Raw genomic sequence first — 24,997 nt, forward strand, 5'->3', positions numbered from 1 at the left:
CTAGTGAATTCAACTGCTGTTTGCTTTAGCTTTTTGCGATAAATTCGTGATAGCCATTGGCGCGCAATTCACACGCTGGGCAAGTACCGCAACCATGTCCCCAAACATGCATCTGACCACGCTCCCCCAGATAACAAGTGTGCGTATCTTCGCGAATTAATTCTATGAGCGCTGTGCCACCAAGGCTGGCAGCTAATCGCCAGGATTCCGCTTTGTCTATCCACATTAATGGTGTTTCAATATTCAGCCGACTCGCCATACCTAGATTGATTGCTACCTGTAGAGCCTTCAGACTGTCATCACGACAATCGGGATAACCAGAAAAATCAGTCTCACACATCCCGCCAACTAAGACGCCAAGTTGACGTCGATACGCGAGTGTTGCGGCGACCAGCATAAACATCAAATTGCGCCCTGGTACGAAAGTATTCGGCAGGCCATTTTCTTGCATTTGTATAGCAATATTTTCTGTCATTGCGGTGTGTGACAGCTGCGAGATCAACGATAAGTCTATCATGTGATCTTCACTCAAACGATTTGACCAATCGCTAGACAATGCCCGCATCTTTTTCAATAACTGTGGACGCATGCTGAGTTCGATTGCATGCCTTTGCCCGTAGTCAAACCCGATGGTCTCGACGTGTTCATAGCGGCTTAATGCCCATGCCAGGCAAGTGGTGGAATCCTGACCGCCACTAAATAAAACGAGGGCGCGTTGATTGGCTACTGTCATTGTTTTGCTCGACTGAAAAATGAAAAGAACGGGTAATATTTGATGGTTATTTGATAGTTATTTAAGCGGTTTGGTGATGGAAATAATTTTTTGTTCTAACTGATCACCATTGCTATCCTGAAAGCGTATCCAGACCGGATAATAATCGAAATTACTCGCTAGCCAAAGTTCCAGTTTTTGACCTTGTGCGTCTGGCGGCGGTGCTTTGACGATGTGCAAGACATCGAGTTCACCCAGCGCGGTTTTGATTTTGGTGTACTCCATTAAAGTAAATACCCAAGGATCGGCGTCACGCTGGCCTGCTACAAACATTTTCCACTCACGCCCCACTTTGTTTTGTTCCGCATGATTGCGCACCAGTGCGACCAATTGCCAAGTCGCACTTAAACGATCTTGCTCACCGCCTTGAATTGGGTAAGTCAGGTCGGATTCAGAAAAGTGAATTAATTTTCTGTCGCGGTCGAAATACGTCGTCGATTCGGCACGGCGAAATCGTTTTTCAATAAAACGATCTGGTGCCAAGCCAAAGTCCATAATGCTGCCGTTGCTGCTGCTCGTCAGAATTTTGCCGAATAAAGGGACTTTGGTTTCGGAAGACAATCGATAAAGTTTCGCTTGCGATTCGCTCTCAATCACTTGCCAGTTAATTCTAGCTTCACCACTAACCGGAATGCCTTTTTGACTTGATTTTAGGCTGTAAAGTAAGTCAGCCGACGGTGCCAATTTAAATTTTTCAGCGTAGCAGGATAAATGCCAACTCATACCTGACACGAGGATCAAGGTAGTGCAGATTTGCCGTATTCTAAATAGATTATTTTTCAAGATTAACTTTTTGTTTGAGTGCAATGACACGTTGATTTGTGACGGTACCGCTACTTTCGGTATTTCGAATTTGGACAGGATACCAACCTAGTGATGGCGCCAACCAAATGTCTAATTGCGAATTATAGAATCCTGGTTTGGGCGGACGCGTAATATGTATAGTCGGTAATTTGTTGGATTCAGGATTTAGGGCGCTATCGATTTCTTCTTCTCCTACCACCCGAAATAAAAACGGCGTCGCATCCTTCCCTTCGGCAACTTGTATTGAAAATTCTTTACCCACTGCCAATTGAGTCGGATCGGCATAGCCTATCGCCGCCAATTGGATTAAAACACTTGCCGCATCTTGTGCACCATTTTCCATTGGCATGACTTTGTTTGAAGCAGAAAAACTGATGCTCTTATTTTCATAGTTAAAATGGATCGCAGTTGCTGCACGCGTCTTGCGAATATCATTGCTGACAATAGGCATTAAGCCATAGACATCGATATTGCCTTCACTGGTGATGGTCAACAAATTCAGCGTTGTGATTAATAAATTGACTCCAGCTTCTATCGAGACCTTGTACTTGCCGTTATAACTTTCCCACAATATCCTACCAACGCCTGTCGTTGGGCTGGCGTTGACTTTGGTATTGGTAATTTCCAATTGCATTTCTGCGGATTCGGGAACTCGCAAGCTAAATTCTGGTGCTGCTGTTGTGGTCGAGACATCCTTGACTTCGGTTGCGGTGGCTGGCGACTCTGTCGTCACTGGGGCTGCCGCGATTTCTGCTGGGGTTTCTTGTTGTTTGGCGGGTTCTTCTTGCTTGCTCTTGGGAGCCACGGTGTCTGTTGGCGCCGTGCTTATTACCGACGGGCTTGGCGGCTTGGCTTTGCTTGCTGTCGGCTTTTCAATTGTTGTGTTTGTCGGTGGTAGTTCCGAAGCGACTGGCGTTAAACTGACAGTAATGTGCGGTATATCCTCGATGATTGGCTTGGGTGACCAATCTTTCCATGCGGATGACTCTAGCAAGAAGATATGCAGTAAGATACTTGCCAGTATGAATAGCCAAGTGCTCCACTTGGTGAATGCGTGTAAGGTGGGGGCCGAAAAAGAATGCTTGCTCATAACGATAGTGTAATCGTTCTGAGTTAGTCTTGCGATAAGTCTTGTGATTGGTCGTCTGTGTCGGACTAAATTTTCATTGTTTGATCATTTCTAAATTGATACTGGTATAAGGAGAAGTGCATATGCAAAATCCCTTTCAACAAGCAACAGGTGCTAATTTGAATGATCCCTTAGCGTTCGTTAAGAAACTCTGGGGCGACATGCAATTACCCGGTATGGTGACGCCAACCCTATCGGTCGATGAACTAGACAAGCAGATAAAAGATCTGAAAACGGTGGAGTCCTGGCTAAATGTCAATATGAATATGTTGAAAGGCACGATACAAGCCTTAGAGGTTCAACGTGCCACGATTTCGGCATTAAAAACCATGGGCGAAAGTTTTGCGCAAGCAGGAAATGTTTCCTCATCTTCGGCATCTGCTGCATCGGCACAGGCAGCGAATAGCAATCATACGAGTTGGCCTATGCACGGCAATAGCCACAGTGCGAGTACAACTGCGGTACCAGAGCCCAGCGTTGAAGAAAATGAAGAAGAGGAACTGCCTGAAGATGAGGCGGAACCTGATGCGGAACTAGCGCAGGAGCAAGAACAAAGACCAAAACCAAAAGCGGAACCAAGAGCAGAACAGACAAATCCTGCCAGCACGACGTCACAAGAACAAAGCGCATTTCATAATCCAGCAGCGTGGTGGACAGTATTGCAAGATCAATTCAAGCAAGCATTAAGTCATGCGATGAAAGATGAAGAGACAACTGCCAGTGACGAGCAGCCCAAGCAAACACAGGCCAAGCGCGTTGCAAAAACTTCCACTGCTAAAGCCGGCACGGGTACCAAGCCACGTGCCACGCCAGCGAAATCAGCAGCTGTAAAAGCAAAAGCCACGTCGTCGCCTGCAAGCAAGGGTAAGTCGGTCGCCAAAAAGGCAAGCAAAGTACCGACAAAAAGCACTGTGAAAAATACCGCTAAAACCAGGTTAATTTAATCTAAATCGCTAAATCGCTAAATCGCTAAATCCAAATCCCTAAAACCAAAACAGGCCGACATATTTCAATGCCAGCCCGTTTCTTGAGGGCAGTTTCGAGAGGTTCAACAACGCAGCTAGTTAGTTGCCGAGCGCCTTTTCTATCGCAGCGACGAGACCTTTGTTGTCTGGTGTCGTGGTGCTCGCATAGGCGCTCAGCACTTTACCATTGCGATCGATCAGATATTTATAGAAGTTCCATTTTGGCGTTGTATTGGTAGCCTTAATCAATTGTGCATAAAACGGGTTGACGTCATCGCCATGCACTGAGGATTTTGCGAACATGGGGAATTTGACACCATAAGTGTTGAAGCAAAAGTCAGCGATTTCTTTAGCGGTGCCTGGTTCTTGTTTGCCAAAATCGTTCGATGGAAAACCTAATACGACTAAACCGCGGTCTTTGTATTTTGCATAGAGTGCTTCTAAACCTTCATACTGTTTGGTGAAGCCGCAATAGCTGGCGGTATTCACGACCAGTGTCACTTTGCCTTTGTATTGACACAGGTTTTGAGGGGCATCATCTTGCAAGCGATTAAAGCTATGTTGCAGAACTTCTGGACAAGCTTCAGTTTGCGCCTGTGCGCTCAAGGAGAAACAGGATAACAGGGCGGCAAACGTGAACAATTTAGATAGCGTAGACATGGTGACTCCTTCTGATGGGGTTTAAAATTTTTCTTTGAAATAGGAAACAAGGAATCATCTTAGCGCAATTTTTACAGACCTGCTGCCAGTTGCCGATTATGTCGTCGCACGTTAAAGTATTACCTATGCCTGCTTAGGTGACGCCGTTGTCATGAGCGTTTTATTTACATGAAAGTCATTGAGTTTTTATGCCAGATTTCGAATCAAAGTTGTGTGAAATAGATCAGTTGCCCGCCAGAGCAAAAGATTTGCCGCATCCAGTAGTGTTGACAAATGGTGTTTTTGATTTGTTACATCGAGGGCATGTTACCTATTTAGCGCAAGCTAAAGCGTTAGGGGCATCATTGATTGTGGCAGTGAACACGGATGCATCAGTTCGCCGACTGGGCAAGGGTGATGATAGACCGATCAATACTTGCGCTGACCGCATGGCGGTACTCGCCGCCTTGGCATCGGTCGACTTGGTGGTCGCATTCGCAGAAGATACTGCACTCGAGACAGTTGAGTTGGCACGACCAGATATTTATGTAAAAGGTGGCGACTACGATATGCATAGTATTCCTGAGGGGAAAGCAGTGCTGGCGTATGGCGGGCAAGTCCAGGCGATTAATTTTGAGCATGATCGATCGACCACGAAGACATTAAATAAATTACGTCAGAAAAAAATTGATAAGGACTGAAAAAAGATCAAGTAAAGCCGCAAAAAAGCCCGAAAAAAGCATGAAAAAATCCAATTCCCCGCATAGTTCAGTCGAATAAACAATTTCAATACAATTTGAAGAGTCAGCTATGGAAAAGGTAAAAGCACTATTAGCAGAACTACGCGAAAATTACTTGCGTGATCTACCTAATCATATTGACGAGATTGAGCAGCTAGTATTGGAGTTGGAGCGCACGGGTTTTCATTTGAACTTGTGCCAAGAATTATATCGTGAGGTACATAGCCTCAAAGGTAGTGGTGGTACTTATGGGATGAGTCTGATCAGCGATATTTGCCATCCTCTGGAGGATCTGTTGAGCCAGTTGATTGAACACCCGCAAAGCCTACAAGGGTTTGGTGGAAAGGCTCTGGCGTTTATCGATTTGCTACGCAAAGCTTGTTTTAGTTACACAGCACGGCTTGAGCCTTCGGTCGAATTAAAATCGGCTTTACATATTTTGCGGCAAAGTGTTTCCAGTACTTTGTATTCTGCACTTATCGTTGAATCTTCGGAAGTCGTTATCGGTATATTGCGAGATATCTTGGTCGCATCTGGTTTTCGGGTTGAAATTGTTCAAGATGGATATCTAGCTTTAGGTCGTATGTTATCTGAGCCGTTTGACGTGCTGATCACTAGTTTGGAGATACCGCGATTGAACGGTATTGCGTTGATTAGTGCGGTACAAAAATCGGGAAATCGCGGTGGCAAATCCCAAACAATTTTGTTGACGACTTCTGAACATTTGGATGACCAGGTGCATCCTGATTACGTCTTGCACAAAAATTCGGATCTGAAAAACAATTTCCGTGCTTGTCTTTCCGACGTGATTACCAAGCGACACCACTGATCGTACGATAGAGAAAACCTTTCCTGCATTATTTTTTTCCGTAACTCTCAATTAGACCAGGGATGGCCTCGAGTGGGACAATTTTGTCGACGGCACCTAATTTAACGGCCTCTTTAGGCATACCATATACCACGCAGGTCCTCTCATCTTGAGCGATAGTTTCGGCTCCTGCGTCATGCATGTCACGCATCCCTAGTGCACCATCATCACCCATGCCGGTCATGATGATGCCTAAAGAGTTTCTACCTGCGCACTTGGCGACTGATCGAAAAAGTACGTCGACCGATGGGCGATGACGATTCACCGGCGGTGCATCCAATATCTCCACATGATATTGCGCACCGCTACGTTTTACTTGCATGTGTCGACCACCAGGGGCTACTAAAGCTCGCCCTGGAATTACGCGATCGCCATTTTTGGCTTCCAAGACTTCTAGTGCACAAATACGATTGAGGCGATCTGCGAATGCTTCGGTAAATTTTTCCGGCATATGTTGCACTATAACAATGCCGGGGGCGGTTTTTGATAGCCTTGAGAGTACTGCTTCCAAAGCTTGCGTGCCCCCGGTTGAGGTGCCAATGGCGACCAACTTGTCGGTTGTGACCGCCATCGCACTTGTTAAACTCGCGTCGAGCGCTGGCATTACTTCATCGATTTTGAGTTTGGCTGTTGGAACGAGAGGTGCGACCCCCATATTGCGAATAGGGCGTAAATTTGCCGTTGCAGCCATTTTTACTGCTTGTACGATATCTCCAGCATCTGCCTCAAGAAAGTTTTTTAGCCCGGCTTTCGGTTTGGTGACAATAGCAACTGCACCTGAAGCTAAGGCTTGCATTGAGGTCGCAGCACCTTTTTCTGTTAATGTGGAGCAGATAATGACGGGGGTAGGGCGTATCGCCATGATCTGCTTGAGAAAGGTGATGCCATCCATTCTCGGCATTTCAACGTCGAGGACAATAACGTCGGGCCAATTCGAATTCATTTTGTCCATCGCAAAGATGGGATCAGAAGCGGAAGCGATGACTTCGATATCATTATCTTTGCCTAGAAGCGCAGATAACACTTGCCTGACTACAGCAGAGTCATCGACCAACATAACTTTGATTTTTGATTTCATTATTCCATAATCTTATCTACATGTTTAACCCACACGTCTCCAGACCACAGGTCAAACATAATATTGCGATGGCCGTTGCCGCCTAAATGCTCTGATTTAATTTTAAATCCATGGTGTGCTAATAATTCGCGGCCGATGTTTACATTTTGCTCTGACACAGAAAATACGCGACGATCTTGTCCCGGAAATTGATTGCCGCCACCAAAAATCTTGACTTCGTAATCATGGGCGGAAGTGTGCGCTCCTTTTATCTCATGTAGGAACAAACGTATAGTATCTTCCGCATATTTACCATCCATACCAGGATTATGTGGTGCGCGTTTATTTTTTGGCAGCATATAGTGACACATACCTCCTATCCGTTTGATCGGATGCCACATCGTAATTGACACACACGAACCTAAAATTGTGCGTATGCGTGTCTCATGATCACCGAAGTAGAATTCGCCCGGTTGCAAGAAAATATCTATAAAAAAACTGGGCTCACTCATACGATATACCAAGAAAAAAATAAAATGAGAAATTCATCTTGGTTTAGGTAGTTTTTTGATAAATGGAAGGTGCGACTAATTTAAGTGCAGAATCCAAGCCATTTAAAGTCTCAGAATGGCTAATAATCAAGTATCCCCCGGAACGCAATTTCGCACTGATTTTTTCAACTAAGCGCGTTTTCGTATCTCGATCAAAATAGATCATTACATTACGTAAAAAAATGATTTCAAACAGTCCCAAATCAGGCAAGGGATCGATGAGATTGGCAATGCTAAAGTGAACACGTTGGCGAATTGCAGATTCTAGCAAGAAAAAATCTTCGAATTCTTCGCGCCCTTTCAAACAGTATTTTTTGAGAAGCGGCGTAGGTATTTTTTCTGCAGCTAACATGGGATATAACCCGCGCTGCGCTTTTTCGACCATGCGCGTCGAAATATCCGTGCCAATGACTTCCCAGTCGTTGCTATGAAAATATTCTGCCAATGTCATCGCAATGGTATAGGCTTCTTCTCCACTAGAACTTGCCGCACTCCAGATGCGTATATGACGTTGTTTCTGATATTGAGGAAATGCTTTTTTTTGTAAAAATTCAAAGTGCTTAGGCTCACGAAAAAAATAGGTTTCATTTGTCGTCAGCAAATCAATTGCCACCGTCGTTTCGTTTTCGTAGCCAGGACGGCCGAGCAAAGCAAAATATTCGCTGTAGGAATTCAGGCTTCGACTACGCAAACGCTTGTCTAAGCGCCCCATAACCAAAGCTTGCTTTCCTTCATTTAACGCGATTCCGGTACGGTCATACAAGAAGCGTGATATCCACTCGAATTCACTTTTTTGTATCGTGATTGGATTCGTTGCCCGCGCCGCTTTAGTGTTCATGCTCCGACTCTGAAGTAAGCGCGAGTGGTTGATCGATCGATTGACCCAAGGCCAGCATTTCGTCGATGGACAGCACTTGGTCTAAATTTAATACGATAATAAAGCGTCCGTTCTTTTTTGCCATGCCACTAATGAAATCAGGGCGGATTTTTGCCCCAAACGAGGGTGGTGGTTCAATATCTGCGTTCGGAATTTCAATCACTTCATTCACTGCGTCAACCACAATCCCTATGCTTTGGGCTTCGATTTGATCGCTCTGTTCCATCTCGATAATCACAATGCTGGTGCGGCGTGAAATGCTGGTGGTGCCGCGATTAAAGCGCGCCGTTAAATCGACAACGGGTACCACACGTCCACGTAAATTGATGACGCCTCGGATGAAATTGGGCATCATCGGAACTTCCGTTAAATCACCGTATTGAATAATTTCTTTGATATTCAAAATGCCGAGTGCAAACATTTCCCCACCAAGAACAAAAGTCAAAAATTGACCTGACTCGGGTGACTGTTTGTCCTGCTTAGCGGCAAGTGAATTCTTGTTACTGGCTGTGCTGATCGCGCTCATCTCAGTCTCCTAAAACCTTTCGAACTTCGCTTCATCAACGCCATTTAAACTAAAATTTTGTTTGACGCGCTTAGGGGCTGAACGAGCTGGAGTCCGCTCGTTATGGGATACAGGTGCTACTGTTTGATTACTTTGTCCAAGATGGAAGAAACTGACGAGTTCGAGCAACTGTTCGGCTTGACTAGTCATTTCTTCTGCTGTTGCAGCTAACTCCTCGCTGGACGATGCATTTTGTTGGGTGATTTGGTTCATTTGATTCATCGCGGTATTGATCTGCCCTACACCAGCAGACTGCTCTTGCGATGCCGCAGCGATTTCCTGTACTAAATCCGAAGTGCGCCCGATGCCAGGGACAATTTCATCAATTAAATCACCAGCTCGTTCTGCAGTTTTCACGCTTCCACTAGCGAGATCGCCAATTTCTTTAGCTGCAATTTGACTACGTTCGGCCAATTTTCGGACTTCTGCCGCGACTACCGCAAATCCTTTACCATGTTCACCCGCTCTGGCTGCTTCGATGGCGGCATTGAGTGCCAGCATATTGGTCTGATAAGCGATATCGTCGATAATGCCGATTTTGGAGGCAATTTCTTTCATGGCGGACACGGTTTGTTTAACTGCTTCACCGCCTTCTATCGCTTCTTTTGAGGCTTTTCCTGCGATGCCATCAGTGACTTTGGCATTTTCCGCATTTTGATTAATGCCGGCAGCCATTTGTTCGATACTTGCGCTGGTTTCTTCGACACTAGCGGCTTGTTCGCTAGCCGCCTGCGACAAGGCTTGCGACGTTGCACTCACTTGTTCGGATGCATTTGATAGCGCATCTGTGGCATTGATAACATCGGTCACAATACTGGCGAGCTTATCGACTGTCTCATTGCTCGCGGTTTTAAGAGCGCCGAAGGTACCTGAATATTCTTTATCAATAGATTGCGTCAGGTCGCCCTGTGCCAGAGCGGCTAACACGCGCAATACTTCATTCAACCCTGTCTCACTTGTCTCCATCAAACGATTAACATCGTTACTGAGTTTGGCAAAGAAACCTGTCTTGCCTTCTTCATTGATACGGTTGGTGAAGTTGCCGTTCACCGCACCTTCAACGATAGCTCCTACTTCTTTTTCGACCACGACTTCTGCCGTGCGATCTGCCCATTCGACGACAGTGCCAACGCGCTCACCTTTGTCATCGAGTACTGGATTTGCGATCAAACCAAAATATAATGTTCCGACCTGAATTTGGGTACGATAGCTTGTTTTAAGTGACGCCAGCATGCTGCGTTGGTGGCTTGGATTTTTGTGAAATACGTCAATGTTCTCGCCGATTAATTGACGTGAATTGAAATTCGGAAGGACTTTACGTAATTCAGTTTCATTGCGTTGCATCATCGCAGTGACAGTTTCATTCATGTAGATAATGTGGTTGTTTGCGTCGGCGATCATCACATTTGTGGTGCACTTATCCAGAGCATTTTTGATCCGGGCATTTTCCGCTGCCGCTTTGACTTCGATTTCACGTGCAGCCAGCGCTGCCGTCATGTCCAACCACTCCACCACATAGCCTAAGCGTGCGCCTTTATCATCATTGATAGGATTAACGGTCAGACCAAAGGTGCGCCCCCCCAGTTTCAACTGGGTTTTATGGGTGCTATTCAAGTTTTGTAGCATGCCGCGTTGATGCGCAGGATTTTTATGGAAACCGTCTATGTTTGCGCCAATTATTTTGCTTGCGTTGAAGGCCGGAAGTTCTTTGCGAATATCCGCTTCTGCAATTCTCAACATGTCATTGAGCGAAGTGTTGGCATACACGATATTGAATTGTTCGTCTGCCAGCATCACATTGACTGCGACGTTTTCTAATCCGCCCAAAGCACGTAAGGTGAAGGACGCACGTACCGTTGCGGCAGTCACATCGGTGGCAAATTTTACGACTTTAAATGGTTTGCCATTCATATCCATAATTGGATTGTAGCTAGCCTCCAACCAAACCTCGCGGCCGCCTTTAGCGACCCGTTTATAGCGACCAGTTTCGAATTCGCCGCGCCCCAAACGATCCCAAAATTGACGATACTCAATGCTGGCACTTACGCCAGGTTCTGCAAACATACTATGATGTTTTCCCCTAATTTCTTCTAGGGTATAACCCATGGTTTGCAGAAAATTCTCATTCGCACCGACGATCGTGCCATCGAGCTTGAATTCAATAACGGCTTGGGCTTTACTGACGGCTTTTAGTTGCCCTTCATAATCTGCCGCACGAAGCTTTGCATCGGTGATGTCGGTCGCAAATTTGATGACCTTAGTCGGCTTTCCGTTGGCGTCGAAGATTGGGCTGTAGTTCGCTTCTAACCAGACTTCCCGTCCACCTTTCGCCACGCGTTTGAATTGTCCTGCTTCGAAATCGCCACGACCTAGTTTGTCCCAAAACTGACGATACTCAAAAGAGCCGCTGACTCCGGCCTCTGCAAACATGCTGTGGTGTTTGCCTTTGATTTCGTCCAGTGTATAACCCATAGTTCTCAAAAAATTATCATTGGCGGTGACGATGGTTCCATCCAGCTTAAATTCAATCATCGCCTGTGCTTTGTTCAGTGCATCAAGCTCAGCCTTGCTGGTTTGTAATTGCGATTGCAGATCGGTCATCGCAGCGACTTGCATGTCGCGTTCAGTCAGTTGGCGACGCAAGCGATTGATTTCTTCATTTTGTTGTTCTAACTGTTCACCGCTGAATATCTTTGAAAGAAAAGATGGTTGCTTTTGACTCATTGCATTACTCCTTGGTGGTAAGTGTGATGCTGATGCACGCATCATTGTGTCCGAGATAATTCCATAAACTTCCGTCCATGCGGTGCGCACAAGTGGTGTGAAAGCTGTCCCCAAACCTTGTTCTAAGGTCTTGAGCAACGCGGCACCGACTATCGAATAATGCGCATCTAAGACGCCATAGCTAGCATGACGTTGTCCTAGTGATTCTAATATGGGAACTAGGCTATTTAAGTCATCAAGTTTGGCGACTGCCGCACTGATCATTAATAGCAATTTTTTTCCCTGCGCCTGCATATCGCCTTTGAACAGATGTCTTAGTGACGGGTCTGCTTCAAATAGATTTTTGTAAAATAGCTGCGCGGCCTCGGGCCCAAGTTTTGCCACTTCTTTCCAAGAGCTCTGCACTAATTGAATCGTTTCTTGTTTCACTAATTTTCCCCTTGTCCTGATTGTGACCTTGGTAAAACTTGAAATGTCGTATTCGTTATGGCCTACGCTCGCAATCATAGATCTCGAACATCATGAGGATCTTCTGCAAAATGAATTGATTGACGATCAACTCGCTCCATTTGCATGAACCTGATTGCTCTAATTTGCTCAAATTAAATCATTATCTTCACTGCGCTAACTATGCTAACTATTGCTGGGATTGGCTAGTTGCAAATTCTGTTGATGTGCCCGGCGTGTACAGTTCTTGATGAGCGCATTAACACTCAAAATCAGCGCCACCTCGCCACTTCCTAAAATGGTAGAGCCGCCGATGCCTTCCAGATGAACAAATAATTTTCCCAGTGGTTTGATCACGGTTTGAAATTCTCCCAACAAGCGGTCCACCACCAAGCCAGCTCTGTATTCGCCGTATCCGACTACGACGACATTTTGGCGGCGCGGTACTTCACCCTGAATGTCAAACAATTCTCGAAGACGGATGAAAGGTAAGACCTCTCCGCGTAAATCCATAAAATCGTGATCGCCACAATTCGTTGGAAGTTCCAAACATTCAATCACGTTATCCAATGGCACGACAAAAGATGAATGTCCCACGCTGACCAAAAAACCGTCGATGATCGCTAGTGTTAGCGGCATGCGAATGCGCATCGTGGCACCAACACCAATTTCACTGTCAATATCAATACTGCCGCGCAAAGACGTGACATTTCTCTTGACTACATCCATGCCAACACCGCGGCCAGAAAGATTGGATACCTGGTCTGCGGTTGAAAATCCAGGCTCAAAAATTAAAGCATAAATTTCTTTGTCACTGAGCAAAATACCGGCCTGGACTAAGCCTTTTTCGATCGCTTTGGCGAGTATCTTGTCACGATTTAGTCCACCACCGTCATCACTTACCTCAATCACGATACTGCCCGATTCGTGGTAAGCGTTCAGTCGCAAACTACCTTGTGCTGGTTTGCCGCGCGCGAGTCTGACTGCCGCCGCCTCAATGCCGTGATCCATAGAGTTGCGCACCAAATGCATTAAGGGATCACCAATTTTATCAACGACGGATTTGTCCACCTCGGTATCGCCACCAGATATTTCCAACACAATATCTTTACCCAACTCGATACTGACATCACGCACCACGCGCTGAAAGCGGCTAAAAGTCGTGCCGATAGGGACCATACGTAATTGCAGCGCACTATCGCGCACTTCTTCGACCAAACGCATGACTTCACCCGTTGCCTCGAGTAGGGCGATGTCGTTGGATTTGTTGGCTCTTAAATTGGCGCCAGCGCCAGCAATGACTAACTCCCCGACTAAATCAATGAGTCTATCGAGTCGATCCGCATCAACTCGAATATTTTGTTTTTCTCGGGCTTTCGTATCCTTAACTTGTTGCTGCTTTTGCAGTGCTGCATTGAGAATGGGTTCCTGCAACATTTCTTGGCTGACTAAAATTTCGCCAATTGGTGCCTCATGATTTGTACTGTCTTTTTGGTCGTGCGTCTGCCTCTGCAACTTCAAACATGCATCTAATTCATGTTTCGTTAGCACTCCACTCTTGATGAGGATTTCACCCAGCAATTCGTCGTCGTCAGGAAGGTTATTGATGATGGTAATGTATTCATCGATTTTGCTACGCGGCGGCACAATACGAATCACACTGTCTTCACGCACAAATTCAAATACATTTTCGATGGATTCTTTGCTCGCGCTACTTTTCAGAACAACTTCAAATCCCAAATAGCAACTTTCCGCATCCATTTGCTCGATTGCTGGGATATTGTCAGTGATTGTAATGAGATGAATTACATCGCCCAATGTGCTCAGGTAACGTATGAAAGAGAGTGGATCCATACCGTTGCGCAAACAATCTTGACCAAATCGCAGAGATAAGTACCAGTTTCCTGAGTCGACCACGCCACCGCCAGAGGATTGTGCTTGGTGTTGGTCTTGCTGCGTAATCACGTCAGAGCGCAAATCGGCATGTTCACCTTGCATCAGGCTGTGCAATTGTTGATGAAGAAGATTGCCCGCTATTTTTTCTTCTGGTGTTTCTTCCATATTGCCAACGGCAATACCGTCAATCAAAGTACTGATGTGATCGCGACAAGGCAGGAGCACTGCGACCAATGCGGAAGAAACAGGGATCTCTTCGTTGCGCAACATATCTAAAAGACTTTCCACTACATGAGTGAATTGAACGATATGTTCGAGTCCAAATAAGCCAGCAGATCCCTTGATCGTGTGCGCGGCTCGAAAAATTGCACCGATAGAATCGCTAGGGTGTTCGTCCTGTTCCAAACCTAACAGTCCGTCTTCCATGTCTTGTAGTAATTCGCGGCTCTCAACGACAAAAGTGTCTAGCGCCGCTTTCATTTCGTCTTCGAAACTCATACCTGCCCTTCCGCTATTGCGCTGGGGAGAGTGATTCAGGTCAAGATGACCTGGTCGCCAAAAGCTGCCGTCAAGTTGCACATTTCCAAAACCTCCAGCACGGCTTTGCTGTGCATGGAGTAGCGCAATTTTTTATGTTGCCGCGCGGCTTCTTGTTTCATCAGGATTAGCACTTGCAATCCGGCACTGTCCATTTCTGAAACTTGTGAGAGATCGAGCTCCAGCTCATCGCCTGATTCTAGAAATGCTTGTAGCTGCTGTTTTTCGTGGGCCGCCGTGTAGATGGTCAACTCGCCAGAAATCGCATGTGCATTCACAGTCCACCTCTTAAGGTAAGATCAGTTTAGATACCGCAGCGAGCATTTGCGCTGGTTGAAATGGTTTGACTACCCAAGCTTTTGCACCAGCTGCTTGGCCTTGCAGCTTCTTCCCCTCTTGGGATTCGGTGGTAAGCATAATTATCGGTGTGAATTTGTACAGTGGGAGCTTCTTGACTTCCTGTACAAAGGTTATACCGTCCATATTGGGCATATTCACGTCAGAAATAATCAAATGCACTTTTTGGCCAGTTAGTTTTCCGAGTGCATCGCGTCCATCGACGCCTTCAATTACTTCATATCCTGCGCCGCGTAGTGCTAACCCAACTACCTGCCTGACCGATGCGGAATCATCTACGACTAATACTGTTTTTGGCATTTCATACCTCATTGATTAAACGTTCTAGAAAACGACTAAATAAATCAAAGAATTTTAGAAAAGGAATTGGTGCGTCAGGCGTCAATCAAGCTAGGAATAGCAACTTCGGTGAGTTGCTAAAAAATTGTGCTGATTGTTTGATTTGATTGTGGAAGTTAGGTGTCGCTGAAAAAACGACAGAGGCGCGGAGATAATTTTGCTTGCAATACAGTGAAGCGCGTTTGCACCACATGTGAAGCTTATACAGACTGAGGAATTGATAAAATTCATAGTCTTCATTTCTCCAGATTGACATCAAACAGAGTCTTGAATATCGCGAAATTCAAGCATGTCTTACAACAGTGTTGAGACCTCTTGCAGCTTTTTTGACTGTGACGCAAAACGCATTTTGTTGCCTTGTAGATATAGCTTAGCATGCTTCTAATCGAACTTGTTGCAATTATCAACAAGTCTGTGGTGTTTTTTAGCATTAAAAAAGTCAAACCAAGCTGGCAGAAATTGAGATCGCTTAGGAAATTGTCATAAACTTGATCTGGATCAATATTTTGTGATTAAGTTGGTGCCGCGGAAGCTTGGCTTCGAGTTTGTGAGTCACGTATTCTGCTAGACGTGAGTCCGACAGACCTACGCTCTGTTGGGCAAGTTCTGTTTGAATGCTATTGCTGATGGCGTGTTTCGATCAGTGGGCGTGTTCTATGGCCTGTAGGAGGAAATATTCGCCGTCGCTTTACTATTTTCTTGGCTTGTCAATTTCTACGCACCGCCTGCATAATCATTTTGACGCCAGGCTTCGTAAACCACGATCGCCACGGTGTTGGATAAGTTCAAACTTCGATTTTCGGGACGCATAGGCAAGCGTATGCGCTGATTTAATGGAAACGATTCGCGTAGTTCTTTGGCCAGGCCGCGAGTTTCTGCGCCGAAAACGAAATAGTCTCCCGGTTGAAACGCAATGCTGGAAAACGTTGAGGAGCCGTGTGTAGTCATGGCAAATAATCGTTCAGCAGGCGGTTGTTCGCTGTCAATAAATGCTTGCCAATTCTTGTGTACTTTCATTTTTGCGTATTCGTGATAATCGAGACCCGCACGCTTTAATTTGCTGTCTTCCAATGGAAAACCCAAAGGCTCTATCAAATGAAGTTGCACACCCGCGTTCGCGCATAGGCGAATGATATTGCCGGTATTGGGTGGGATTTCTGGTTCGACTAAAACGACGTTAAACAAAGCGATTCCTTGAAGTTGCGCAAATTGAGCATGATAGCGCAATCTTCTTCATCTATTCTCGAAATCCGTTGAAATCTTAGACGTAATTTTGCTGCAATTTTTTGGCCACCGTTTTGGCTGTATTTCGTCAGTTTAATGTCGATTGGTTCTGGCAAAGACAAAATTAGATACACGTGCCGCGCCGTAGCGTTTCAGCGTTTTTGCGATTTCATTCAAGGTCGTACCAGTCGTTATCACATCATCGATGACAGCGATATGACGACCATGGATTGCAGTATGCCAAACAGGATTGACGGTGAACGCACCTTGTATATTTTTGTGACGAGCATCGGGATGTAAGCTGCTCTGCTGTAAAGTCTCTTTGGTACGCCAAAGTAAATCTGCTTGTAGTGGAATGCCCAATCGACGGCTCAAAGGTCGACTTATTTCTAATGCTTGATTAAAGCCACGGTTGGCTAGCCGGCCTCGGCTCAGTGGCACTGGACAAAGGAGACTTGGCAGTACCGGACTGAGCGTGCTTTGGCGCAAAATAGCGTCTGCAAGTTGTTGTGCAATGATTCCAGCGTAATTCAATTTCGCACCAAACTTGAGTCCCAGGACTAGGCTGTCAACTGGCGCGTCATACTGTACGGCTACGAGTGTGGTGTCGAAGTCGGGCGTATCTTTCAGGCAGGTGCCACAGCGTTTATCACCAAGTGCAGTCAGTGGCAATGCGCATTGTTGACAACGATGCGCAGTGTTTAGCATGTAGTCCTGTAAACACCCATCGCAAATGCTGGTCTTCGAACGCATTTTGCAGAGCGCGCAAGAGCCAGGTAGCAGGTATTCAAGCAGTGTTTGCATAGTTTGATGTGTGTTCTTCGTCAGGATGTCGGCTTATCTTGGCTCTACTAATTTTTCAAAATTCGGCAAATTGTGTGTTGAGCGGTTAAACTCCCGCCAAAATCACATTATTTCAACCGCTCAAGCCAGTAAGTGTAAACTTGAAAATTCTTTTTTGAAACCATGCAAAGTGCTCCAATTCATTTGCCTTTAGTGCGCCGCCTGTTCGCAAGGCCATCTCGTCTGCAAGAAGCGGAATTCTTACGTCGTGAAATTGCCGACAGAATGGCGGAGAAGTTAGATCTGATCAAAATTGATGCGAAGCATATTGTCGATGCTGGTTGTGGTGAAGGCTCCGATTTGCCGCGTTTGATGACGCGCTTCCCTCAAGCTAAATCGATCATGGGGATGGATGCTTCGTGGCAGGCGTTAATGCGATCTGAATTTTTTGACGCACAAATAAAAAGTTCACAAAATTCACTATTTCAGCGTCTTTTCCATTTAAAGTCGTCTAATTCCGCAAGTGTGAATTTGTTGTGTGGTGATTTTGCAGCCATGCCCTTGGCGCCGAATAATGTCGACGTTTTATGGTCAAATTTGGCGTTGCACTGGCATCCTCAGCCCGATCAAGTTTTGCGTGAGTGGTTTCGGGTGTTAGCTCGCAATGGCATCGTGATGTTTTCCAGTTTTGGACCAGATACGTTTATCGAATTGAAACAAGCGTTTTCAAGAGTCGATGCTTTTCCTCACACTTTGCCTTTCGTCGATATGCATGATTTTGGCGATATGTTGGTAGCCGCGGGGTTTGCCACTCCAGTGATGGATGTCGAAAGAATTACGTTGCGTTATCAGGATGCCCGGCAATTACTGAAAGATGTACGTGCGCTAGGCGGCAATCCTTTGGCGACTCGACGCCAAGCTTTGCTGGGTAAAACTGCATTTGCGCGTCTGTTGTCGGAGTTGGAACAAATGCGTGGAAGTGATGGCCGAATTCCTTTGACAATTGAGGTTATTTTTGGACACGCTTTTAAACCTGTGCCGACAAAACTTGCCAGCGGGGAATCCATTATTCGTTTTGATTTCCCGAAAAAATAATTAAGTTTTTAAATATTTTTTATGTTCAAAGAAAAAGCAGACTCGGCTTTTTTCGCTAGCAAAAATCTTGCCTGTCAATATGATTTTACGCAGATGTACCATGATTTCTTCTTGATATAGCTCAGCTTTACGCTTTATACTCTCGCAGTTGTGGAAGTTGTCGGCGTAATTTTATGGCAACTTCTGTTGAAAATTCTAATAGGTTTTTGGGGAAATCATGAAACATGCTATGCGATTAAAGTCGAGAACGCTTGGCGCCTCTTTGGTGCTCGGTGCTTCGCTTTTGGCTGCTGGGATGCCAGCTTGGGCCATTAAAGATAGCCCAGGTGGTCCTGCCGTCAAGCAGTTAAACCTGCAAACACCCGTGACACAAATCGCGGAGCAAATCTACTCCATTCATAACCTCATGCTGTATATCTGTCTGGCAATTTTTGTCGCAGTTTTCGGCGTGATGTTTTATTCCATCTTGAAACACCGCAAGTCTTTGGGTCATAAGCCAGCTACTTTCCACGAAAGTACAACGGTAGAGATTCTGTGGACTATCGTGCCTTTCTTTATCGTTATTGGTATGGCGTTGCCTGCAACTAAAACTGTCGTGGCAATGAAAGATACTTCTAATGCCGACATTACGATCAAGGCGACAGGTATGCAGTGGAAATGGGGTTACGATTACCTCAAAGGCGAAGGCGAAGGCATTTCTTTCTTGTCGACTTTGTCCACGCCACGTACTCAAGTTGGTGCACCTGGCTTGGCTCCAAGCGAAGCACGCGGTGTGAACTATTTATTGGAAGTCGATAATGAAGTTGTCGTTCCAGTCAACAAAAAAGTTCGCATTATCACCACTGCAAATGACGTCATTCATGGTTGGACTATTCCAGCTTTCGGCGTGAAACAAGATGCGATCCCAGGTTTTGTTCGCGATACATGGTTCAAGGCTGAAAAAATCGGCACATATCGCGGTCAGTGCGTTGAATTGTGCGGTAAAGAACATGCATTCATGCCTATCGTGGTGCGCGTTGTTTCCGATGCAGATTACACCGCATGGGTCGATGGTAAGAAAAAAGAAATGGCAGCGAAAGCTGATGATCCAAGCAAAGTCTGGACCGTCGATGAATTGAAGCAACGTGGTGAAAGCGTTTACGCAGCAAACTGCGTCGCTTGTCATCAGGCAAATGGTAAAGGTGTTCCTGGCTCATTCCCAGCATTGGATGGCTCTGCAGTTGTCACTGGACCGAAAGCTGCTCAAGTGAATGTTGTCTTGAACGGTATTCGTGGCATGCCAGCTTGGAAAGCTACTTTGTCTGATACAGAAATTGCCGCGGTAATTACTTATACCCGTAATAGCTGGTCGAATAAGTCCGCAGAAAATATCGTCCAGCCAGCCGAAGTTGTGGCTGCGCGTAAGTAATTGAACAGGAGATAGAGATGAGTAATACAGCAGTTGATCACGCACACGATCACTCTCATGGTCATGACGACCACGCCCACGATCACCACGATCATCCGCACGGCTGGCGTCGTTATTTATTCGCGACTAACCACAAAGATATCGGTAACTTGTATCTGTGGTTCGCATTCACGATGTTGATGGCCGGTGGTGTGATGGCCTTGTTGATCCGTAGTGAATTGTTTCAACCCGGTCTGCAATTGATGCAACCAGAGTTCTTTAATCAATTGACCACCATGCACGGTTTGGTGATGGTTTTCGGTGCGATTATGCCGGCCTTCGTTGGCTTTGCTAACTGGATGATCCCTTTGCAAATCGGTGCTTCCGATATGGCTTTCGCCCGTATGAATAACTTCTCATTCTGGTTAATGCCACCTGCAGCGATCTTGTTGATGGCTTCCTTCTGGGTACCAGGTGGTGCGACTGCAGCGGGTTGGACTTTGTATGCCCCATTGTCAACACAAATGGGACCAGGTATGGATATGGCGATTTTCGCTGTGCATATCATGGGTGCTTCTTCCATCATGGGTTCGATCAACATCATCACAACCATCTTGAACATGCGCGCTCCTGGCATGACGTTGATGAAGATGCCAATGTTTTGCTGGACATGGTTGATTACTGCTTATTTGTTGATCGCTGTGATGCCAGTGTTGGCGGGCGCGATTACCATGACTTTGACTGATCGTCATTTCGGTACTTCCTTCTTTAATGCAGCTGGTGGCGGTGATCCAGTCATGTACCAACACATTTTCTGGTTCTTCGGACATCCAGAGGTGTACATCATGATTTTGCCAGCTTTTGGTATCGTTTCTCAAATCATCCCTGCGTTTGCCCGTAAGCCTTTGTTTGGTTATGCATCGATGGTGTATGCAACTGCTTCTATCGCGATTTTGTCTTTCATCGTTTGGGCGCATCACATGTTTACAACTGGTATGCCAGTTACGGCACAGTTGTTCTTCATGTATGCAACGATGTTGATTTCGATTCCAACTGGCGTGAAAGTGTTTAACTGGATTGCAACGATGTGGAAAGGTTCGATGACTTTCGAAACACCTATGTTGTTCGCAGTTGGTTTCATCTTCGTATTTACTATGGGTGGTTTCACTGGTTTGATTTTGGCGGTAACACCGATTGATATCCAGCTGCAAGATACTTACTACGTGGTTGCGCACTTCCACTATGTATTGGTGGCGGGTTCTTTGTTTGCCTTGTTCGCTGGCTTCTACTACTGGGGACCAAAATGGACAGGATTCATGTACAACGAAACACGCGGTAAGATCCATTTCTGGTTGTCATTGATTTTCTTTAATGTGACTTTCTTCCCTATGCATTTCTTGGGATTGGCAGGGATGCCACGTCGTTATGCTGATTATCCTGCACAATTTGCAGACTTTAATCAGATCGCTTCTGTCGGTGCGTTTGGCTTTGGTTTGATGCAAGTGTATTTCATGTTGTTCGTGGTCATTCCATCGATTAAAGGCGGTAAGCCTGCTGATGCAAAACCATGGGAAGGCGCGGAAGGTTTGGAATGGACAGTACCAAGTCCAGCACCATTCCACACATTCGAAGAACCACCTGTCGTTAAATAAATATGGAAATTGACCCCGGCGCAAGTCGGGGTTGCGCGAAAATGAAAAACCAAAAGAAAAGTAATCTCACCACAGCATTGATTTTGGCTTCTGTCGTGCTGGTGTTTTTCATTGGTATCTTTGTAAAGCAAACTTTGTTTCGTTAAGGCTGAATCGGATTACCATGTCGGATGAACTAAAGCAGGAAGCAAAGCAAAAAGCAGAGCAATCAGTAGCGCAAGAAAATAGTCAAGCAACTGTCGAAGAAGTGACCGAGAATAAAAAACTGAATTTCTTGATGTTAAAGAAATTACTGGTTATCGCGGTCATGATGTTTGGTTTTGGTTACGCTTTGATTCCGCTGTACAAGCAGATCTGTGAAATTACTGGCATCAATATTTTGACGCCCAAAGATATTTCTGCTGATGCAGTAGTGAATTCGCAAATCGATAAAAGTCGTTTGGTCACTGTTGAGTTTGACGCGAATACACAAGGACCATGGAGGTTTCGACCAACTGTGGCTAGCATGCAAGTGCATCCGGGTGAGATGGCGCAAGTAGTGTATGAAGTCGTGAATAAGCAATCCTATAAAATGGATGCCCAAGCGATTCCAAGCTACGCACCGCAACAAGCCGCGGCATTTTTCAAGAAGATGGAATGTTTTTGTTTTAAGCAGCAGACTTTAGAAGCAAATGAAGCACGTCAAATGCCCGTATCATTTTTTATTGATCCTGCATTGCCGAAAGAAGTGAAGACTATTACTTTGTCTTACACGTTTTTTGAAGTCGGCTTAAAGCCTGAGGCAAGCAAAACGGGTTCTTAAAGATTGGTAAAAATGGACGACCTAAAGCAAGCAAGTTTAAAGCATGCAGCAAAACGCAAAGCATCGTTTTTGGCAACAATGAAGGCGGTATTGTGGTCGTTCTTGGGAATACGCAAAAGAAGTGCTTATGAAAAAGATGCTGCGCAATTGAACCCTATTCATGTGATCATTGCGGGCTTGATAGGTGCGGCGATTTTCATCACGATCTTGATCGTGATTGTGAAAAACGTCGTAGCAAAATAAAGAAATTAGTTGTCAACTGAATTTAAAAAATTGTATCGGGAGATGGAAATGAGTTCTCACAACGCTAGTGCACCTTACTATTTCGTGCCAGGTCCTTCACAGTGGCCAGTTTTAGGTGGCACAACATTATTGCTGACTATGCTTGGCGCATCCGCATGGGTGAATGGCGCAACTTGGGGCGCCTACATGAATTTTGCAGGTATTTTCCTGACATTAGTTGTTTTGTATAAATGGTTTGGCGACGCGATCGCTGAATCAGAAGGTGGTAAATACAATGCTCGTATCGATACTTCTTTCCGTTGGAGTATGAGCTGGTTCATTTTCTCTGAAGTGATGTTCTTCGGTGCGTTTTTTGGCGCATTGTTTTACGCACGTAGCATTACTATGCCTTGGTTGGCTGATTTGGATCACAAAGTATTGTGGCCGGATTTCGCTGCGCATTGGGGCAATATAGGCCCAGCTGGTACAGTGGAAGCATTTAAGACTATGGGGCCATTCCCAATTCCAACAATCAATACGGCATTGTTGTTGGCATCGGGCGTGACTTTGACGATTTCACATCACGCATTGCGCGAAGGCCATCGTTCAAAGACAGCATTCTGGTTGTTTGCCACGATTTTGTTGGGCGCAGTTTTCATGGGCTTCCAAGCTTATGAATATATGCATGCATACAGTGAATTGAACTTGAAATTGACTTCAGGTATTTACGGTTCTACTTTCTTTATGTTGACGGGTTTCCATGGCTTCCACGTCACGATGGGTGCGATCATGTTGTCAGTAGTCTTGTATCGTTTGATGAAAGGTCATTTCACAGCAGATCATCATTTCGCATTTGAAGGCGCGGCTTGGTACTGGCACTTTGTTGACGTAGTGTGGTTGGGCCTGTACGTTGTTGTGTACTGGCTGTAATCGACTGAATTGAACTGAACAAAAAGCCGCACACAGTGCGGCTTTTTGTTCATTCAGCGAAATGCTTTGAATCTTAATGGGCTGCTGTCGGAGTAAGTTAGCGTATGCCAGTCGGTTGAATTAATCCATAATGGTTGGCGACCAAAATCAGAATAAACAGGCTGATAGAAAAGCCGACGCGAAACGCTAAAGCTTTAACTGTACGATTACTTTTTCCTTTGTCTTTCATTAAATAGACTAAGGCGGAACCCAAGCTGACAAAAATCAGGATGAAGGCAATGGCGACCAGAATTTTCATGTTAATCACTTATCTGCAAAAGAGCTATTGTAATGCTTAAGTCGATATTGACTCGCATCTTACCGTTTGTGGCAACGGCTTTATTGTGCGTTGTGGGAATTTTGTTGGGTAACTGGCAAACCAGACGAGCACTGGAAAAAGAGGAAATGGCTACGGTGATTCAGGAACAAATGCGCCAGCCTGCGCTAAACATCCATACACAAGTCGAATTTGCTCAGCTCAGAGCTTTTCACAAGGTCAAACTGAAAGGGCAATTTGTACACAATTGGCCGCTCTATTTAGATAACCGACCCTTGTATGGTGTTGCTGGATTTTATGTCTTGATGCCATTCAAAATGCTAGGCAGTGAACAAGCGATTCTGATCGCGCGCGGGTGGTTGCAACGCGATGTCGCGGATCGCACTAAAATACCGCTTTTGTTGACCGACGAGTCGGTAATAGAAATAGAAGGCGTCGTACGCGATCAATTGGATCGTACTATGCAGCTAGGGAAAGCCCCAGCCTTAAAAGCGGGCGCTATAGTACAAAGTGTATTGCTCGACGATCTGCGCCAGCAGAGTGGAATAAAGTTCGCCGATAAAATTGTGGAACAAACCTCGGATAGTGGTGATGGCTTGATTCGTGATTGGCCAAAACCATCGGCGGGAGCAGATAAACATCGAGCTTATGCATTTCAATGGTATGGACTGGCCTTAATGGCAGCCATCTTTTTTGTTGTTACAGGAATTCGTCGTGGAAAAAGTAGAAAATAAAAAAGCAGCAGGTCGTTGGAAATTATTTGCGGTGTTGGCGGTTTGTGCGTCGCCTATGATTGCTTCTTACTTCACCTACTATGTGATTCAACCGGGGGCAAAAAATAATTACGGGACTTTATTAGACCCGCGTAATTATCCTATGCCAAACCTGAATCTTCAAAGTGTAGACGGTAAGCCGTCTGAATTGACTGCACTCAAAGGCAAATGGGTCATGTTGCAAATTGATGAAGCAAGCTGTGCCGAAACGTGTCAGCGTAAGTTGTTGGAGATGCGTCAGTTACGTCTAGTACAAGGCAAAGAAATGGACAGAATTGAACGGGTCTGGTTGATCTCCGATCAGCAACCAGTCGCTGAGCAAATCAAACCTGGGATCGCAGGTACGCATCTGCTGCGCGCGGATAAAGCGACATTGGAGAAGTGGTTGCCTACTGATATCGCCGCGGGTACAAGCTTGTATGACCATATCTATTTGATTGACCCATTGGGCAACTTGATGATGCGTTTTCCCAAAGATGCTGACCCCAATAAAGTGAAGAAAGATTTGAGCCGCTTATTGAAAGCGTCGGCGATAGGTTGAGTCAA

At 45.5% G+C, this 24,997-nt stretch carries 27 protein-coding genes; 12 read left to right on the forward strand and 15 right to left on the reverse strand.

Going from position 1 to position 24,997, the window contains the following annotated elements:
- Positions 1–25 precede the first annotated feature (25 nt).
- From queC to H8K55_RS08820, 3 genes are read right to left on the reverse strand one after another with little or no spacing between them, the layout of a single operon-like run.
- Complete coding sequence (gene queC / locus H8K55_RS08810; RefSeq protein ID WP_186941725.1) at positions 26–733, reverse strand: 7-cyano-7-deazaguanine synthase QueC; 708 nt, start codon at positions 731–733, stop codon at positions 26–28.
- 57 nt (positions 734–790) lie between these two features.
- On the reverse strand, positions 791–1,555 hold the full coding sequence (locus H8K55_RS08815) for a DUF3108 domain-containing protein (RefSeq protein ID WP_222612415.1): 765 nt from the start codon (positions 1,553–1,555) through the stop codon (positions 791–793).
- Entirely contained in the window at positions 1,545–2,666 is a 1,122-nt protein-coding gene (locus H8K55_RS08820; RefSeq protein ID WP_186941727.1) for a DUF3108 domain-containing protein, read from the reverse strand. Before H8K55_RS08820 ends, H8K55_RS08815 begins: the two co-directional genes overlap by 11 nt.
- A 122-nt stretch (positions 2,667–2,788) precedes the next feature.
- Here H8K55_RS08820 and H8K55_RS08825 point away from each other — a divergent pair, with 122 nt between their 5' ends.
- The gene (locus tag H8K55_RS08825; RefSeq protein WP_186941728.1) at positions 2,789–3,649 is read left to right on the forward strand and encodes a PhaM family polyhydroxyalkanoate granule multifunctional regulatory protein; all 861 of its coding nucleotides are present in this window, start codon (positions 2,789–2,791) and stop codon (positions 3,647–3,649) included.
- A gap of 120 nt (positions 3,650–3,769) precedes the next feature.
- Here H8K55_RS08825 and H8K55_RS08830 read toward each other — a convergent pair whose 3' ends face one another.
- The gene (locus H8K55_RS08830; protein ID WP_186941729.1) at positions 3,770–4,330 is read right to left on the reverse strand and encodes a glutathione peroxidase; all 561 of its coding nucleotides are present in this window, start codon (positions 4,328–4,330) and stop codon (positions 3,770–3,772) included.
- A 188-nt stretch (positions 4,331–4,518) separates the two neighbouring features.
- Here H8K55_RS08830 and rfaE2 point away from each other — a divergent pair, with 188 nt between their 5' ends.
- Positions 4,519–5,010 (forward strand): D-glycero-beta-D-manno-heptose 1-phosphate adenylyltransferase, encoded by a 492-nt coding sequence (rfaE2, locus tag H8K55_RS08835; RefSeq protein ID WP_186941730.1) that lies wholly within the window; start codon positions 4,519–4,521, stop codon positions 5,008–5,010.
- 109 nt (positions 5,011–5,119) lie between these two features.
- Positions 5,120–5,878, forward strand: coding sequence for a response regulator (locus H8K55_RS08840; RefSeq protein ID WP_186941731.1), 759 nt, complete (start codon positions 5,120–5,122; stop codon positions 5,876–5,878).
- A 28-nt stretch (positions 5,879–5,906) separates the two neighbouring features.
- Here the strand turns inward: H8K55_RS08840 and H8K55_RS08845 are convergent, their stop codons facing one another.
- The 10 genes from H8K55_RS08845 to H8K55_RS08890 all read right to left on the reverse strand — a co-directional run bounded on the left by H8K55_RS08845 (position 5,907) and on the right by H8K55_RS08890 (position 17,295).
- The gene (locus tag H8K55_RS08845; protein ID WP_230408541.1) at positions 5,907–6,995 is read right to left on the reverse strand and encodes a protein-glutamate methylesterase/protein-glutamine glutaminase; all 1,089 of its coding nucleotides are present in this window, start codon (positions 6,993–6,995) and stop codon (positions 5,907–5,909) included.
- A complete protein-coding gene (locus H8K55_RS08850) occupies positions 6,995–7,486 on the reverse strand; it encodes a chemotaxis protein CheD (RefSeq protein ID WP_186941732.1) in 492 nt (163 codons plus the stop codon). The genes H8K55_RS08845 and H8K55_RS08850 overlap by 1 nt, the downstream gene beginning before the upstream one ends.
- A 43-nt stretch (positions 7,487–7,529) precedes the next feature.
- Entirely contained in the window at positions 7,530–8,363 is an 834-nt protein-coding gene (locus H8K55_RS08855) for a CheR family methyltransferase (protein ID WP_186941733.1), read from the reverse strand.
- On the reverse strand, positions 8,353–8,928 hold the full coding sequence (locus tag H8K55_RS08860) for a chemotaxis protein CheW (protein WP_186941734.1): 576 nt from the start codon (positions 8,926–8,928) through the stop codon (positions 8,353–8,355). The genes H8K55_RS08855 and H8K55_RS08860 overlap by 11 nt, the downstream gene beginning before the upstream one ends.
- Positions 8,929–8,937: 9 nt before the next feature.
- Positions 8,938–12,120, reverse strand: a complete 3,183-nt coding sequence (locus H8K55_RS22290) for a methyl-accepting chemotaxis protein (protein ID WP_186941735.1) — start codon at positions 12,118–12,120, stop codon at positions 8,938–8,940.
- Positions 12,121–12,324: 204 nt separating this feature from the next.
- Entirely contained in the window at positions 12,325–14,532 is a 2,208-nt protein-coding gene (locus H8K55_RS08870) for a chemotaxis protein CheA (RefSeq protein ID WP_186941736.1), read from the reverse strand.
- Between the two features lie 35 nt (positions 14,533–14,567).
- Positions 14,568–14,849 (reverse strand): STAS domain-containing protein, encoded by a 282-nt coding sequence (locus H8K55_RS08875; protein WP_186941737.1) that lies wholly within the window; start codon positions 14,847–14,849, stop codon positions 14,568–14,570.
- Between the two features lie 10 nt (positions 14,850–14,859).
- Positions 14,860–15,228, reverse strand: coding sequence for a response regulator (locus H8K55_RS08880; RefSeq protein ID WP_186941738.1), 369 nt, complete (start codon positions 15,226–15,228; stop codon positions 14,860–14,862).
- Positions 15,229–15,981: 753 nt separating this feature from the next.
- On the reverse strand, positions 15,982–16,452 hold the full coding sequence (gene trmL, locus H8K55_RS08885) for a tRNA (uridine(34)/cytosine(34)/5-carboxymethylaminomethyluridine(34)-2'-O)-methyltransferase TrmL (protein ID WP_186941739.1): 471 nt from the start codon (positions 16,450–16,452) through the stop codon (positions 15,982–15,984).
- A gap of 132 nt (positions 16,453–16,584) precedes the next feature.
- On the reverse strand, positions 16,585–17,295 hold the full coding sequence (locus H8K55_RS08890) for a ComF family protein (RefSeq protein ID WP_186941740.1): 711 nt from the start codon (positions 17,293–17,295) through the stop codon (positions 16,585–16,587).
- A 162-nt stretch (positions 17,296–17,457) separates the two neighbouring features.
- Between H8K55_RS08890 and H8K55_RS08895 the strand changes: the two genes are divergently transcribed.
- The 7 genes from H8K55_RS08895 (at position 17,458) to H8K55_RS08920 (ending at position 23,362) form a co-directional block, all read left to right on the forward strand.
- Positions 17,458–18,369, forward strand: coding sequence for a methyltransferase domain-containing protein (locus H8K55_RS08895; RefSeq protein WP_186941741.1), 912 nt, complete (start codon positions 17,458–17,460; stop codon positions 18,367–18,369).
- A 217-nt stretch (positions 18,370–18,586) separates the two neighbouring features.
- Positions 18,587–19,777 carry a cytochrome c oxidase subunit II gene (gene coxB, locus H8K55_RS08900; RefSeq protein WP_186941742.1) on the forward strand — a complete coding sequence of 397 codons (1,191 nt, stop codon included), beginning with the start codon at positions 18,587–18,589 and terminating at the stop codon, positions 19,775–19,777.
- A gap of 17 nt (positions 19,778–19,794) precedes the next feature.
- Entirely contained in the window at positions 19,795–21,408 is a 1,614-nt protein-coding gene (ctaD, locus tag H8K55_RS08905; RefSeq protein ID WP_186941743.1) for a cytochrome c oxidase subunit I, read from the forward strand.
- Between the two features lie 41 nt (positions 21,409–21,449).
- On the forward strand, positions 21,450–21,554 hold the full coding sequence (locus H8K55_RS21585) for a cytochrome oxidase small assembly protein (protein ID WP_222612416.1): 105 nt from the start codon (positions 21,450–21,452) through the stop codon (positions 21,552–21,554).
- A gap of 17 nt (positions 21,555–21,571) precedes the next feature.
- Positions 21,572–22,210 carry a cytochrome c oxidase assembly protein gene (locus H8K55_RS08910; protein WP_186941744.1) on the forward strand — a complete coding sequence of 213 codons (639 nt, stop codon included), beginning with the start codon at positions 21,572–21,574 and terminating at the stop codon, positions 22,208–22,210.
- 12 nt (positions 22,211–22,222) lie between these two features.
- On the forward strand, positions 22,223–22,453 hold the full coding sequence (locus H8K55_RS08915) for a DUF2970 domain-containing protein (RefSeq protein ID WP_186941745.1): 231 nt from the start codon (positions 22,223–22,225) through the stop codon (positions 22,451–22,453).
- A gap of 48 nt (positions 22,454–22,501) precedes the next feature.
- The gene (locus tag H8K55_RS08920; RefSeq protein ID WP_186941746.1) at positions 22,502–23,362 is read left to right on the forward strand and encodes a cytochrome c oxidase subunit 3; all 861 of its coding nucleotides are present in this window, start codon (positions 22,502–22,504) and stop codon (positions 23,360–23,362) included.
- Between the two features lie 97 nt (positions 23,363–23,459).
- Here H8K55_RS08920 and H8K55_RS08925 read toward each other — a convergent pair whose 3' ends face one another.
- The gene (locus tag H8K55_RS08925; protein ID WP_186941747.1) at positions 23,460–23,660 is read right to left on the reverse strand and encodes a twin transmembrane helix small protein; all 201 of its coding nucleotides are present in this window, start codon (positions 23,658–23,660) and stop codon (positions 23,460–23,462) included.
- Positions 23,661–23,692: 32 nt separating this feature from the next.
- On the opposite strand from H8K55_RS08925, the gene H8K55_RS08930 reads away from it, so the two are divergent.
- On the forward strand, positions 23,693–24,412 hold the full coding sequence (locus H8K55_RS08930; RefSeq protein ID WP_186941748.1) for an SURF1 family protein: 720 nt from the start codon (positions 23,693–23,695) through the stop codon (positions 24,410–24,412).
- Entirely contained in the window at positions 24,393–24,992 is a 600-nt protein-coding gene (locus H8K55_RS08935; protein ID WP_329605013.1) for an SCO family protein, read from the forward strand. Before H8K55_RS08930 ends, H8K55_RS08935 begins: the two co-directional genes overlap by 20 nt.
- Positions 24,993–24,997: the final 5 nt, after the last annotated feature.

This window comes from Affinundibacterium flavidum (assembly GCF_014284175.1).
Taxonomy (GTDB): Bacteria; Pseudomonadota; Gammaproteobacteria; order Burkholderiales; family Burkholderiaceae_D; genus Undibacterium; species Undibacterium flavidum.

Bases quoted from the DNA above. Each gene is read 5' to 3' on its own strand.
- queC (WP_186941725.1), bottom strand. From the start codon at position 733: ATGACAGTAGCCAATCAACGCGCCCTCGTTTTATTTAGTGGCGGTCAG.
- H8K55_RS08820 (WP_186941727.1), bottom strand. From the start codon at position 2,666: ATGAGCAAGCATTCTTTTTCGGCCCCCACCTTACACGCATTCACCAAG.
- H8K55_RS08825 (WP_186941728.1), top strand. From the start codon at position 2,789: ATGCAAAATCCCTTTCAACAAGCAACAGGTGCTAATTTGAATGATCCC.
- H8K55_RS08830 (WP_186941729.1), bottom strand. From the start codon at position 4,330: ATGTCTACGCTATCTAAATTGTTCACGTTTGCCGCCCTGTTATCCTGT.
- rfaE2 (WP_186941730.1), top strand. From the start codon at position 4,519: ATGCCAGATTTCGAATCAAAGTTGTGTGAAATAGATCAGTTGCCCGCC.
- H8K55_RS08840 (WP_186941731.1), top strand. From the start codon at position 5,120: ATGGAAAAGGTAAAAGCACTATTAGCAGAACTACGCGAAAATTACTTG.
- H8K55_RS08845 (WP_230408541.1), bottom strand. From the start codon at position 6,995: ATGAAATCAAAAATCAAAGTTATGTTGGTCGATGACTCTGCTGTAGTC.
- H8K55_RS08850 (WP_186941732.1), bottom strand. From the start codon at position 7,486: ATGAGTGAGCCCAGTTTTTTTATAGATATTTTCTTGCAACCGGGCGAA.
- H8K55_RS08855 (WP_186941733.1), bottom strand. From the start codon at position 8,363: ATGAACACTAAAGCGGCGCGGGCAACGAATCCAATCACGATACAAAAA.
- H8K55_RS08860 (WP_186941734.1), bottom strand. From the start codon at position 8,928: ATGAGCGCGATCAGCACAGCCAGTAACAAGAATTCACTTGCCGCTAAG.
- H8K55_RS08870 (WP_186941736.1), bottom strand. From the start codon at position 14,532: ATGAGTTTCGAAGACGAAATGAAAGCGGCGCTAGACACTTTTGTCGTT.
- H8K55_RS08880 (WP_186941738.1), bottom strand. From the start codon at position 15,228: ATGCCAAAAACAGTATTAGTCGTAGATGATTCCGCATCGGTCAGGCAG.
- H8K55_RS08890 (WP_186941740.1), bottom strand. From the start codon at position 17,295: ATGCAAACACTGCTTGAATACCTGCTACCTGGCTCTTGCGCGCTCTGC.
- H8K55_RS08895 (WP_186941741.1), top strand. From the start codon at position 17,458: ATGCAAAGTGCTCCAATTCATTTGCCTTTAGTGCGCCGCCTGTTCGCA.
- coxB (WP_186941742.1), top strand. From the start codon at position 18,587: ATGAAACATGCTATGCGATTAAAGTCGAGAACGCTTGGCGCCTCTTTG.
- ctaD (WP_186941743.1), top strand. From the start codon at position 19,795: ATGAGTAATACAGCAGTTGATCACGCACACGATCACTCTCATGGTCAT.
- H8K55_RS21585 (WP_222612416.1), top strand. From the start codon at position 21,450: ATGAAAAACCAAAAGAAAAGTAATCTCACCACAGCATTGATTTTGGCT.
- H8K55_RS08910 (WP_186941744.1), top strand. From the start codon at position 21,572: ATGTCGGATGAACTAAAGCAGGAAGCAAAGCAAAAAGCAGAGCAATCA.
- H8K55_RS08915 (WP_186941745.1), top strand. From the start codon at position 22,223: ATGGACGACCTAAAGCAAGCAAGTTTAAAGCATGCAGCAAAACGCAAA.
- H8K55_RS08920 (WP_186941746.1), top strand. From the start codon at position 22,502: ATGAGTTCTCACAACGCTAGTGCACCTTACTATTTCGTGCCAGGTCCT.
- H8K55_RS08925 (WP_186941747.1), bottom strand. From the start codon at position 23,660: ATGAAAATTCTGGTCGCCATTGCCTTCATCCTGATTTTTGTCAGCTTG.
- H8K55_RS08930 (WP_186941748.1), top strand. From the start codon at position 23,693: ATGCTTAAGTCGATATTGACTCGCATCTTACCGTTTGTGGCAACGGCT.